The sequence below is a fragment of the Paenibacillus turpanensis genome, from assembly GCF_011421635.1.
Classification (GTDB): Bacteria; Bacillota; Bacilli; order Paenibacillales; family YIM-B00363; genus Paenibacillus_AK; species Paenibacillus_AK turpanensis.
In genome coordinates this window covers 79663-93557 of the sequence record NZ_WTLI01000018.1, presented here as the reverse complement: position 1 = coordinate 93557, position 13895 = coordinate 79663, and the positions used below count along the sequence as shown (strand labels likewise).

Annotated in this window: 8 protein-coding genes; 1 reads left to right on the top strand and 7 read right to left on the bottom strand. The window is 48.3% G+C overall.

Features of this window, described 5'->3' with window-relative positions:
• Positions 1-75: 75 nt before the first annotated feature.
• The 6 genes from GQS10_RS16780 to GQS10_RS16755 form a co-directional block, all read right to left on the bottom strand.
• The gene (locus GQS10_RS16780; protein WP_166244267.1) at positions 76-2511 is read right to left on the bottom strand and encodes a beta-glucosidase family protein; all 2436 of its coding nucleotides are present in this window, start codon (positions 2509-2511) and stop codon (positions 76-78) included.
• Between the two features lie 232 nt (positions 2512-2743).
• Positions 2744-3760 carry a glycosyltransferase family 2 protein gene (locus GQS10_RS16775; RefSeq protein ID WP_166244265.1) on the bottom strand — a complete coding sequence of 339 codons (1017 nt, stop codon included), beginning with the start codon at positions 3758-3760 and terminating at the stop codon, positions 2744-2746.
• A gap of 13 nt (positions 3761-3773) precedes the next feature.
• The gene (locus GQS10_RS16770; RefSeq protein WP_243735222.1) at positions 3774-4391 is read right to left on the bottom strand and encodes a hypothetical protein; all 618 of its coding nucleotides are present in this window, start codon (positions 4389-4391) and stop codon (positions 3774-3776) included.
• Between the two features lie 34 nt (positions 4392-4425).
• Entirely contained in the window at positions 4426-6846 is a 2421-nt protein-coding gene (locus GQS10_RS16765) for a beta-glucosidase family protein (RefSeq protein ID WP_166244263.1), read from the bottom strand.
• 80 nt (positions 6847-6926) lie between these two features.
• Positions 6927-9788, bottom strand: coding sequence for a glycoside hydrolase family 3 protein (locus tag GQS10_RS16760; RefSeq protein ID WP_166244261.1), 2862 nt, complete (start codon positions 9786-9788; stop codon positions 6927-6929).
• 265 nt (positions 9789-10053) lie between these two features.
• Positions 10054-10935 carry a LysR family transcriptional regulator gene (locus GQS10_RS16755; RefSeq protein WP_166244259.1) on the bottom strand — a complete coding sequence of 294 codons (882 nt, stop codon included), beginning with the start codon at positions 10933-10935 and terminating at the stop codon, positions 10054-10056.
• Positions 10936-11089: 154 nt separating this feature from the next.
• Between GQS10_RS16755 and glf the strand changes: the two genes are divergently transcribed.
• The gene (glf, locus tag GQS10_RS16750) at positions 11090-12190 is read left to right on the top strand and encodes a UDP-galactopyranose mutase (RefSeq protein WP_166244257.1); all 1101 of its coding nucleotides are present in this window, start codon (positions 11090-11092) and stop codon (positions 12188-12190) included.
• Positions 12191-12199: 9 nt separating this feature from the next.
• On the opposite strand, the gene GQS10_RS16745 is transcribed toward glf, so the two are convergent.
• On the bottom strand, positions 12200-13654 hold the full coding sequence (locus GQS10_RS16745; RefSeq protein ID WP_166244255.1) for a family 43 glycosylhydrolase: 1455 nt from the start codon (positions 13652-13654) through the stop codon (positions 12200-12202).
• Positions 13655-13895 lie beyond the last annotated feature (241 nt).

Genomic DNA, 13895 nt, shown 5'->3' with positions numbered 1-13895 from the left:
AGAATTGCACCGTTTACCGGTACAAGCCCTCTGGAGGCACCCTTTTTCCATGCTTATATCGTCACCATAAATCTCTTACCGTTCGCTGCGAAGCGTATTCCAGGCACGGCTGCTTCGCTTCTTCCTCGTTTCTGTCAACAAGTGAAACAAGCCCTTCCAAAACCGCCCATTCACCATCATTAACATTCCATCCACCATAGCCATGTTAATGGCGCCGCCTGTCATTCTGGCAATCCCTCTGAACGGCAAGTGGTAAACCGTCATCATAATGAGATTGGCGGTGCTCCTCTTCCCGATTCTTCGTAGGAACCAATGCGCAAACACCACAGCGTGAAACGCGAATCTTCCAGCAAAGCCCTTGGCGTATTGGCACTGCTCAATCGTGTCCGTATATCCAAGCGGCTTTTCCCGATCCCATGTGGACACCGGTACCTTCCGCCCAAGCAGGCCTTCAAATTCATCCACGGGGACAGCGTCAATTTTGCCGGAATAATACGAGGGGAGCTTCTGCTTGTCATAGGGAAGCGGTGCTCCGGTCCCTTCCACGAAAAGCTCGGCCTTCAAGCGAATATCCGCACAGGACGCACCGATCATGATTTCATAGTCAGCTTCTTCTATTTCCCACCGGTTCGTCTTCACATTGAAATACCGGAACGTTTTATCGTCAAAAGGAATCGTTACCCTCTTCGTTTCCCCTGCGTTGATAAACACCTTTTTAAAGCCCTTCAATTCCTTCTTTGGTCTGAAAATGTTGCCGGATGGGCAGCCCACGTACAGCTGAGCCACCTCCATCCCGGCAACCTTTCCTGTATTCGAGAGGGTGAACGTGACGCGGTCCTTCTCCACTTGAACATCGGAATATTCAAATGTCGTATAGCTAAGCCCATAGCCAAAAGGGAACAGTACCTCAACACTCGCCGTATCGTAATAACGGTACCCAATATATAACCCTTCCCGATACTCTACGCTCGCTTCATTTCCCGGAAAATAACGATAAGACGGCGTATCCTCATAACGAAGCGGATACGTCTCCGACAATTTGCCGGAAGGATTCACATCTCCGGATAACACCCTCAGGATCGATCTCGCCCCTGCCTGTCCGCCTAAATAGCCATGCAGCAGCCCCTTGACCTTGTGAATCCACGGCATTTCCACGGCCGACCCACAGGAAAGAATCGCGACAATATTCGGGTTCACCTTATAAAGTGCATCGAGCAAGTCAATTTGGTTTTGCGGGATTCGCATGCTCTGCCGATCGAGTCCTTCCGCTTCCGTATCTTCATCCAAACCGATATAGAGAAGAATAACATCCGCTTGCTCGGCCAGCGCGCATGCCTTCTTTATTTTTTCCTCGTTCTTCTTTCCATAACGTTCAAACCCGGGTTCAAAGCCGATGCTGACAATCCCGGATTCCTCAAAGCAGTTCAAGGTATGATCGAGGATCGTCGGGTTGACAAGGGATGAACCTGCGCCCTGATATCTCGCATTTTGGGCAAAGTCTCCGATAACGGCAACCTTGCGGCCGAATTTCAGAGGCAGGATGTGGTCGTCATTTTTAAGCAGCACGATCGACTCTTCGGCAACCTTCTGGGACACCCGGTGATGGCGTTCCACATGAAATTCCAAATGCGGCTTCGCAAAGGTTTCTTCCGTCGTAAAAATGAGATCCAGCAGGCGGTCGACACACTCATCCAGCACTTCTTCCTTCAATGTGCCGCTGCGAATCGCCTCGATAATTTCCTCATTGGTTTCTCCTCTGGAGGTCGGCATCTCCAGCTCATTACCTGCAAGCAAACCGGCCACACGATCATTGCTGCCGCCCCAGTCGGTAACTACGGTGCCTTCGTAACCCCATTCTTCCCGCAAAATATCCCGCATCAGATGCATGTTTTCCGTGGTGTAGCTTCCGTTCAAGCGGTTGTAGGAGGTCATGATCGATTTCGTCTTGCCTTCTTTAACGGCCATTTCAAACGCGGTCAAATAAATTTCCCGCAGCGTTCTCTCATCGATGACCGAGTCGATCGACATCCGTCTTTTCTCTTGATTATTGGCGGCAAAATGCTTTACACAAGCGGAAATGCCGCGCGACTGAATGCCTCTGATCGTGCTCGCAGCCATCTTACCGGCTAAATACGGATCTTCGCTGTAATACTCAAAATTACGCCCGCACAGAGGGTTTCGCTTCATATTCACACCGGGTCCAAGCAGAACATTTACCTTATGTGAGATTGCCTCGTCCCCAAGATACTGCCCTACTTTTTCCGCTAGCTCGGTATTCCAGCTATTTGCGACGGTCGCCGCTGTCGGATAACAGGTTGCCGGAAGCCCGGCATTCAGGCCCAGCTTGTCTGCAGCTGCAGCCTGTTTCCGGATTCCGTGCGGACCATCCGCAAAAAAGATGCTGCGGATGCCTAAACGTTCAATCTCCTGCGTTTGCCATATATTTTTACCGGACATTAAGTACGCCTTTTCTTCCAGCGTCATGTTCTCGATTAGGTCTTTATATTTCATCTGTTAAATCCTCTTTTCGGGTACCCCGGCGGTACTCCGGAAATTTGATGTCAGTAGGGATGATGGCTTGCAATGATGAACACATGAAACATTCTACAATAGAACCGCTATATTTACTAATAGGAATCTCTAGGGCCGATAAAAGAAAACAGGAAACCATAGGAGTTTCCTGTTTAATTCTGCAGCGAGAGCGAATGACTCACTCTCCCTCTACTTTTTGATTATGAGTCTATTAATTAAAGCCGACTAATTTTTGCGAAACCTTGTATGCTCCCACCGAAATGCTCCGTCCGATTCGTCCAGGGAGGTTAATGATATGTCCGAACAGGCCGTATCGTAGGCTGTGGTACAGCTCCAAATCGGTTTCTTTAATGTACTTCCACAACGCTTTTTTCTTTTGCAGGTTTTCTTCCGTTCCGGATCGGATTAACAAAATCGTAGAGATTACGGTGACGATCTCCAAATGGTGGAACATGTAGCTTTTAAGCTTGGCATTTGGCAGTTCGTTCAACCGCACATCTTCAATCATGAGCTTATTTATTTTGATTTGCTGATCGATTCTTTTGATCATGAGCTGCTCATTTACCGATTGATCATTCCGGCCAATAAAATATCGATAGAAGTCTACATTTAAGTAGTAAATGTTCTCCACGTGCGCAAGCGGCTTATAAACATATATATTGTCGACATAGAAGGTATGCTTCGGAAGCTCTAAACCGCAGTCTCTGAGCAGCTGCGTACGGTAAATGATCGAATGCATCATCAGGTACTGGCCTTTGCCAAAGTGCTTCATGTCGTCCCATCCGAAGATCGTGCCTTCCGGAAGCACGCTGTCGTATTTCATCACTTTCTTATACTTTGCGCCTTCCTTTTCGAACACAAAATTGCTGATCATCATATCGACTGTTTTCTTCTGTTCAACAAAAGAACGCAGGGTGTTCAATATCTTAAAATAACCCTTCATATCCACCCAGTCATCACTGTCTACGACTTTGAAAAATAACCCGGTTGCATTTCGTATCCCTGCATTGACCGCTTCTCCATGTCCGCCGTTCTCTTGATGAACCACTTTAACGATCGCCGGATATTGCTTCGCATAGCTATCCGCAATTTCTGCCGTTTGATCCACGGATCCATCGTTGACAATGATGAGCTCCACTTCTTCCCGGCCGGGAAGAAGGGATTCGATGCAATCTCTCATATAATGTTGAGAATTATAGCAAGGGATTACTACGGATAATAACTTCATCCTTACACAACCTTTACTTTTGCTTGAAGATGACCTTTAAAATCGGGAAGAAGATCCAGAACGCGATCGCGCTGTTAATAACCATCGTAATTACGTCTGCGGTCGTTTCACCAACAGAACCCCAGCCCCAAGTGTTCATGAACAGGTCATAGATCGGGGCTTTATAGAAGCCCTGTGCGGCCGCAGCACCCAGTGTGATCAAAATGTAAGCAATCACATACCAAAATGCCGCTTTCCATATGTTCCCGCTCGATTTAAACGTGATGCTGCGCTGGGCGAAGAAATTGATGATTTGCGCGATCGCAATCGTGATTTGTACGGCAAGGAAATAGGCGAGCCCCCCGCCGCCGCCATCCGCTAAAGAACCGCCGGCATAATCGAATACGTAATAAGGGCTTCCGTCAAAGTTGCTGCCCAGCTGCCAGACCTGGAAGTTGGTGCTGACGAGCGCCGTCTTGGCAAATATACTTTTAAATAGAGGCATGAGGACGAGCTGAAGCACGGTGATCCCGTTGCTAAGCATAAAAAATACGATGAATTCCGCAGTTGTCGGGTGCTTTTCCTTATATTTTGTCCAAAGACCTACAGGTCCTGAAACGATCTTTTTCATACTTACGCTTCTATTACTCATATTAACCCTCCTTCCGCCATTATGGCTAGTGTTATTACAAGCCTTTGGCGCCTTTTACCAGTTTTTTACGTTCTCTTAACAAATGGCCGGCTCCCTTTAGCAGCTGCCCGTTGGCAATCATGAGAATTCCATCGAGCATCGGCATATTAATTACGCCGCCCGTCATACGGGAGATCCCCCTGAACGGCATATGGTAGATCGACATCATGATAATGTTCGCCGTGCTGCGTTTACCGATCTTCCGTAAGAACCAGTAGGAGAATGAAATGAGCCAAAAGGCAAATCTAGCAAGTCCGCCCTTGGCATACTGACACTGTGCAATGGTGTCGTTATACCCAAGAGGTCTTGTGCGGTCCCATTTCGAAACCGGCACCTTTCGCCCGATTAAAGCTTCAAACTCTTCCACGCTGACGTCATTGGTTTTTCCCGAATAATAGGTCGGAAGCTTCTCTTTCTCGTAAGGAATTGGCGCTTCTGTCCCTTCCACGAACAGACGGTCTTGCAATCGGATATCCGCGCTGGAGGCCCCGATCATCATCTTATAATCGGCTTCCTCGATTTCCCACCGATCGGTTTTTACATTGAAATAACGGAACGTTTTATCATCAAAAGCGATGGTGACACGCTTGGTTTCGCCCGCGTTCAAATGCACCTTCACAAAGCCCTTTAATTCCTTGTCCGGTCTAAAAATCAAACCGGATTCGCAGCCTACATAAAGCTGCGCTACCTCCATGCCTGCCATGGAGCCTGTATTGGTGATGCTGAACGTAACGCCATCCCGATCGACCTGTAGATCGGAGTACTCGAACGTGGTATAGCTGAGACCGAACCCGAACGGAAACCGAACCTCTACGTTCGCCGTATCGAAATAGCGGTAGCCGATAAATGGCCCTTCCCGATACTCTACGCTGACTTCCTTCCCCGGAAAATAACGATAGGAAGGGGTATCTTCATACTGAAGCGGATACGTTTCGGCCAGCTTTCCGGAAGGGTTCACCTCACCGGATAAGATCCGCAGCATCGCTTTCGCTCCCGCTTGACCGCTCAAATACCCGTGCAGCAGCCCCTTTACTTTACCGATCCACGGCATTTCCACCGCCGCGCCGCAGGAAAGGATCGCTACAATATTCGGATTGACTTGATACAATGCGTCCAGCAAATCGATCTGGTTTTGTGGAATCCTCATGTCGTGCCGATCGAGGCCTTCCGCTTCCGTCGCTTCATCTAAACCAATATATAAAAGAACCACATCCGCATTTTTCGCCAATGCACATGCTTTTTCTATTCTCTTCCTGCTCTTTTTTCCATAACGTTCAAAGCCCGGTTCATAGCCGATTGTCACAAAGCCCGATTCCTTCAACCCATTCCATGGCTGATCCAATTTTGTCGGGTTTACAATAGAAGATCCTGCGCCTTGATAGCGCGCTTCGTTGGCGAAATCGCCGATGACTGCTACTTTTACCCCTTGCTTAAGCGGTAATATGTTTCCTTCATTTTTCAAAAGCACAATCGATTCTTCCGCCGCCTTCTGGGCTGCGCGGTGATGCTCATCTACGTCGAACTGCTGCTTATAAGGCTTCGCATACACTTCTTCTGTCGTAAAAATAAGATCAAGCATTCGGTCTACACATTCATCCAGCACTTCTTCTTGAAGCTTCCCGCTCCGAATCGCCTGAATAATCTCTTGATTCGTTTCCCCTGCCGTGGTCGGCATTTCCAGCTCATTTCCGGCCAATAAGCCTGCTACGCGATCGTTGCTGCCGCCCCAATCCGTGACAACGACGCCGTCATAGCCCCATTCCTTGCGCAGGATGTCCTGCATAATATGCATATTTTCATTCGTATGAACGCCATTCAGCATATTGTAAGCCGACATGACCGCCTTGGTTTGCCCTTCCTTAATCGCAATTTCAAAAGCCGTTAAGTAAATCTCGCGAAGGGTTCTCTCGTCGACGATCGTATCGATCACCATACGTCTTTCTTCTTGATTGTTCACCGCATAATGCTTTACGCACGCGGAAATGCCATGGGATTGGATGCCCCGGATCATACCTGCCGCCAGCTTGCCGGCCAGATACGGGTCCTCGCTGAAATATTCGAAGTTTCGGCCAGCCAGCGGATTTCGCTTCATATTGATTCCGGGTCCCAGCAATACATTCACTTTCTGGGCAACAGCCTCAATCCCAAGATAATCTCCGATCTTTTCTGCCAATTCCACACTCCAGCTGTTCGCCACGGTAGCGGCCGTCGGAAAACATGTGGCCGGAATACTCTCGTTCAGGCCAAGATGATCCGCCGCCTCCGCCTGCTTTCGAATCCCGTGAGGGCCGTCCGCAAGAAATATGCTGTTAATGCCATGCTGCGGAAGATCCTGCGTTTGCCAGAAATCTTTACCTGACATTAAAGACGCCTTTTCTTCCAACGTCATTTTCTTAATAAGCTCTTTGTATTTCATCGTATGGTCCTCTTTTTTTATTATGGCGGTACCCCCTAAGGAGTACCGCCATATCATTTTTTCCACCTATTTACGTTGACTTAAGCCGCTTCTCCGATTGCAGGCTTACGCTTACGGAACACAAAATAGAAACCGAGTACAATCGCCAATGCCAGAAGGATGTCAACAATGATCGTAATGATTGCCCATTGCGGCAAGTCTGTGCTCATGCCTCTTTCCATTCCGTTGCTGTTGGCCACGGTGTATAGAATGTTATGTGCCGAATCTCTCAGCGCCCATAACGTGTCATTGCTCTTCGTATTTACTGTCGGTACACCGTGCGGCGCAACCCCAGTCAGCAGGATATCGTTACCGCTGCGGAAGGCAAGCTCGGCATTCATGTAAGGATACGAAACATTAATGAAGAAGTCTGTATTCACGATTCCTTTAAAGCCCCATTCGTTGCGAAGCACATCTTTGAGAAGTGCCGAGCTTGCGCCAGCCCAGGTGTTGCCGATGCTGTTGAATGCGGACATCGCACCATGAGCGTCGCCTTCTTTAACCGCATACTCGAATGCTTTCAAGTAAATCTCACGCATCGCTTGCTCGTTGCTCCAAGTCAGCATACCTTTGACACGATTGATTTCCTGATCGTTTAAAGCAAAGTGCTTCATAAAGACGAATCCGCCGCGGCTTTGGTAGCCTTGGGTAACGGCCGATCCCATCTTACCGGAAAGGTAAGCATCTTCGGAGTAGTATTCAAAGTTTCTTCCTCCGAAAGCAGTACGGTGGATGTTGATGCCTGGTGCGTACCAGCCGTTAACGTTGTAAGCCATTGCTTCCTTTGCTACCGCTTTGCCCATTTCATCGGCAAGCTGCAGGTTCCAGGATTGTGCAAGCATCGTCTCCGAAGGGAAGCCGATACCCGACATCGGGTTTTTGGAAAGTAGTGCGCTAATGCCTGCCGGACCGTCGTAGTCAACTGTAGCCGGCTTGCCTACCGATGCCAATTCCACCGTACGGTAACCGCCAAGCGTTCCTGCGGAAACCAGTTCGGAAACCGTCAGCTGGTCGAGCAGTTGGTTCCAGCTTTCATCGTTGTAATCCACACCAACGTATTCCTCTAACGTTTTACCGTTCTTAGCTCCCGTCACAGGAGGCTTGTCTCGTGTATCCGCAGGGACGTCATATCTCTTGCTGTTGATGTAATCGACGAATGCGGTATCGACAAGCGTACCTCTTACTTCTTCGGATGCACCTTCAGCCGTTGTCACTTTAAAGATTTTGTTCGTATTCAGGACATCGCGGTTGGCAAAGCCGTTCGCGCGGGATAAATACGTTTTAATGCTTCCTTGGCCGGTGACTTCGTCATCGAATTGGTTCACCGCCACTTGAAGATCGGAAGAACGTCCTGCCTTATCGTAAACGACTTGTGCAAGCGTTTTGGAGCCTACATCGGCAATTTTTTCATGCGAGTTCTTCATCAGCATGAGCTTGTATTCACCTTGCTCAAGCACGTAGGAGCCGGTGCTGCTAAATACCTTCGCGTAATCGTACGATGCCATATCTTCGACGTTAAACTTGAGTTTTACCGTTTCCGATTGACCTGCTTTAATGACGCCGGTTTTTGCAAATGCAGCAAGCTCAATGGAGGATTTTTCAATCTTCCCGGTGTATGGCGCGGAATAGTAAAGCTGAACCAACTCTTTTCCGTCCATCGAGCCGGTGTTCGTTACTTTCACATCCACTGAAATCTCTTTGTCGTTCCAAGCCAAGCTGTTCGGCACAACTTCTTGAGTGAACGTGGTATAGCTTAGACCATGACCGAACGGGAACATGACCTTTTCGTCATAGTTAATGGCTCCGTCAGCTGCAGCCGTTTCATAATAGCGGTAGCCGACATAGATCCCCTCAGTATAATTCACATACGTTAATGGAACCTTGTTTTTATCCACAGCTACGGAATACGTGCCGTTACCATTATCGACTACGTATTTATAGTCACCGAAGTTCGCCATTGCAGGGGCGTCGAGAACATCCACTGCGAATAAGTCCACGGTTTTACCGGATGGATTGATCTGTCCGGACAACACCTTACCAAGGGATGCGAACCCTCTTTGTCCCGGACCGGCAACAGTCACAATGCTCTTGATTTGGCTGTAGTTGTTAACCCAGTCCAGTTCAAAGGTATTGGCGCCGTTCATCACGAGTACAACCTTATCGAAGTTCTTCATAACCGCGTCAATCATGCCTAGCTCGCGATTGCTTAACTCCAAGTAATGCTTGTTCGGGTCAAGGTCGTCCGGGTTACCGAAGCGTTCTCCGCTAGGACCCATCGAGCTTCCTTTCGGGTCATACGTATCCGGGCCGTCCAAAACCGCCGGAAGGTCTTTCCCTTCCCCGCCCGCACGGGCAATAAAGAGGATCGCCGTATCCGAGAAAGCCTTTGCTTGCTTCATTCTTTCCTCGGTATAGAACTCGGACGCTACCGGCTCCGGAATCGTCCAGTCGTAACCCTCGATCCCGGATACCGGTCTCTTGATTCCAGTTGCAACATAATCGTTATACAGCTGTTCGTTGATCTCGAAGCCCGCTGCTTCCAGTCCTTCTTTCGGTGTCACGGCTGTCGACGCGTCTGCTTCGCCAGAACCGGATCCTAAGTATACAGGCGATGTAAAGCTCCACCCGAAAACGTTTACTTTTTTATTCATCTTCATCGGAAGCATGTTTTCCGTGTTTTTCAGAAGGACAATGCCTTCATCCGAAATTTTCTCGGCAACGACCTCCGATTCCGCCCGTGCTTCCTTGGCTTCCGCGGTCGTGATATCAATTTTTGAAAAATATGAGGTAATAACATCCGCGTAATAGTACATCGCAACGTTTGCTCCGACCCCTGCAAGCAGAACAAGGGACAACAACGAGCTCATAATAATGCGGAATTTCTTCTTGCTTTTCCCTGCCATCTTTGTGTAACCCCCTAAGTAGCAATATGTGTTTGCCTTGTTGCGGTTCGATCTCTCTAGCCTTGCTTCGTGCCTTCCCTCCCTAGAACATTTCAAACGCTTTCATGCTTGAAAATAAAATGCAGCGCGTCAGCGCGTAATTTTCATTGCTCTGTAAGCTTACTCCATAAGTCCTAAAAGCAGAATCAACGAAAAGTTAACGGGGTGTAACTTTTAGTTTCGGGCACAAAAAAAACAGACCCCTATGACGGAACGCTCGATCACATCATAACGATCTGTTTTTATCTTTGACATAATTGCGGAATAACGAGACGGCCGTTGCCTGAAAGCCGTTTTTCCTCGCGACCAAATATATATTTTGCGGGATTTTTTCCTCTAACCGAATGATCTTCACTTTCTCATTACGGCAGGCTTCTTCCATAAAATCGACGGAAATAGCGACAAATCCACTCAACTCACACAGCCTATGCGCCGTTTGGACACTGCCGTATTGATGCATCACATTAGGCGTAAAGCCCTGCTCCAAGCATTTTTCGACAAACCCGTGGTCTTTCCCTTTTCCCGTAGACTTGACCACTAAGGCTTCATGCTCCAATTCGGCGATCGAGATGACATCTCTGCCTGCCAACGGATGATCCTTCGATACAACAGCGACAACTTCCCCTGCGGTAATCAATTCAACATCGCAATTTTCAAATTCATCGGGTCCAAGCACCAAGCCAATGTCCGCTTCATCCTGCAGCAGCTCGCCAATCGGACATTCATCCGGTGATTCCTTGAGCTTTACCTGAATGTCCGGATACAGCCTCGTAAAGCCGTACAAATAATCCACAGGCACTTCCGATGCCGCGGAAAACGAGACAACGATATGAAGGCCGCCTCTTTTCCCGCTGATGATGCTGATTTCCTTTTTGATGTCCTCCATCAAATAACGAATATGCTTCGCCCGGGCATGCAGCAGCTCACCGGCTTCCGTAGCCTCCATACCGCGGGGACCGCGATAGAACAGCTCCGCCTCGAGCTCCATCTCCAGCTGCTTGATCGTCTTACTGATTCCTTGAGGCGTTATATATAAATCCTTGGCGGCAGCACTGACGCTTTTTTTCTCGTACACTTTGATGAAGTACTCTAATGCCTCTATATTCATGTTGCTTCCTTTCGTGGGTTGCGGGCATAATAGTATCTTAGTATAGCATAGATTGTTCCCGTTCGAATGGACATCTTTACACCATAGTAGAATAATTGAAGCTCGTATCTTTGATTTGACATTACAGCACTCGTTAACCAAAGGGAGAACCATCATGTACGATTATTTGATCGTTGGCGCCGGCTTATTCGGTTCCGTATTTGCCTACGAAGCCAAACAGAGAGGCAAACGCTGCCTGGTGATCGATAAGAGAGATCACCTTGGCGGAAACGTCTATACCGAAGAAGTCGAAGGAATCCAGGTTCATAAATATGGTGCGCATATTTTCCACACCAATAACAAGAATATATGGGATTATGTAAACCGCTTCGCGGAATTCAACCGGTATACCAACTCTCCGGTAGCCAATTATAAAGGCGAAATCTACAACCTTCCGTTTAATATGAATACATTCAACCGTTTATGGGGCGTTGTAACACCGGACGAGGCAAAACAAAAAATTGAAGAGCAGAAACGCGCAGCCGGCATTACAGAGCCACGGAACCTGGAAGAGCAGGCGATTTCCTTAGTCGGAAGCGATATTTATGAAAAATTAATTAAAGGCTACTCCGAAAAGCAATGGGGCCGTCCGGCATCCGAGCTGCCAAGCTTTATCATTAAGCGTCTGCCGGTTCGATTCACTTATGATAACAACTATTTCAACGATCAATACCAAGGCATTCCGATCGGCGGCTACAGTAAAATTATCGAGAAAATGCTCGAGGGTATTGATGTCCGGTTGAACGTTGATTTCTTTGAGCATCGCGAACAGCTGGCTGCTCTTGCAGGCAAGGTCGTTTTTACAGGGATGATAGATCAATACTTCGGCTTCAAGCATGGCGTTTTAGAATATCGAAGCCTGCATTTTGAAACAAAGATTTTAGATACAGATAACTACCAAGGAAATGCCGTCGTCAACTTCACGGATCGGGAAACGCCTTATACGAGAATCCTTGAGCATAAGCACTTTGAGTTCGGCACGCAGGAAAAGACGGTCGTAACCGAAGAATATCCGCTCGAATGGAAGCCTGGACTGGAGCCGTATTACCCGATCAATGATGCCAAAAACAATAGTGTATACAAAAAATATAAAGAGCTGGCCGACAACGAACCGAATGTCATTTTTGGCGGCCGGTTAGCTTCGTACAAATATTACGACATGCATCAGGTGATCGGGGAAGCCTTGACCGTTGTCCATAAGGAATTCGGCGAGTAGCTTGCACCGTTAGTTCAGTACAAAGGATCGAAAGTCCAGCTTGCCCGACCCCTCATAGGTAAAATATAAGGCCTGCTTGCCGTTTTCCATGTTCACCTTGGTTCGAAAATATACGAATTCTTTGCTGGGGTGAACGGGAATTTTGGCAATCGGTCCTTCGTGCAGCCCGGTGGAAATCAGCATGTAACCGGATGCACGGCCGCGAACGCACACTGCAATCTCTTGCAAATCCTCTATCAAGAAATATTTGAAGCCTGCCACCGCTCCATGCCGCATATTCGCAATATACTGGTCAGGGCTGCTTTCCCGATCCTTGCCGCTTTGGGTGAAATACGGGTGCTTCCGAAATGGAATATTCCCAAAATATACACCGTACCGCCCTGCGCCTTCCCATGACATCAGATGGCAGGCAATGCGCGCCTCATACTCTCCTCTGCCCAGCAATGGCTCATTGTTTAAGCCGCAGCTGGTCAGCTCCACCTGCGGGATCGAGCCATCCTCATTTATTTCGATGGGCTCAGCCAGTCCCTGCCTGGAGTAGTGATGCCGATTCGTCTGCCTATGGTGAAACACGTACCACTGATCCCCAACCTGAACAATACTTCCATGATTGTTCCCTATGTAGTTTAATGCTCTTTGATCCGAGCTGTGGCCGTTTAAATAAAGATCCCCGTTGCTGATGATCGTTCCGCCGAACACAAACCCGCCTGTCGGGCGTTTGCTGGTGGCATAGCATAATTCATGGCCGTTAATCGAGGAATAAATAAAGTAATAGATATCCTTTATTTTCCGAATCGAGCTGGCCTCAAAGAATTCATGCCCCTCGAATCCGGTACCTGCGGCCTCTCCTGCCTTAGGAAGGATCAGCTCCGGTTCACCGATTACTGTTTTCATATCCGGCTGCAGCTGAATGACATAACCGCCCTTGCAGGTCCGTCTTTTCCCTCCTGTCAGGAAGGAGGGCACCTCTTTCTTCGGGGCAAAGCCCGAATACAAGTAAACGCTCCCATCCTCGTCAACAAGCACACCCGGATCAAACAAGAACGGGTCGCCGCTTTTATTCCATAACAGCTCCCCATTCGGGCGGCTCACATACCCGTAAAACTCATACTTGCCTGCCGGTGTATCGCAAACGGCGATCGCCATGACGCTTCGAAACGAAAGCGTATAGTAAAGGTAGTACCGCCCGTCGGTTCCTTTGGCGACATCTGGAGCGAACATCTGATACCAGCCCCATGTATTCATCGGGTCCTGGGTCTTTCGATAAATAACCCCTTCGTATCTCCAATCGGACAGGTCGTCGACGGGCGCAGACCAGCAAACATAATCGTTCAGGCAAAACAGCTTGCCGTTAAACCGGTCATGGGAACCGTAAACGTACAATCTGTCGCCAAAAACATAAGGCTCGCCGTCCGGAATATATTCGTAGCTTGGCAAATACGGATTGAACGCCTGCTTTGGCATGACTAGGATCTTTCCTTTAGCAATAGTTTCAGCTTGAGAACGGACACATTCCAAGCGCTTTCAAAAATGCGGTGGTGAATGAACTGAACGGATCTCGTTCTTTTTTTAGTGTAACGAATACTCGGGGAGATCGATATCAACCAAAAGTTAGCGGAGTAAACTTTTAGTTGCTGGGGGCGGGTAAATTTATAAAAAAAGACAAGCAGCTTACGCTGCCTGCCTTGTTACGTTCTGCAAATAT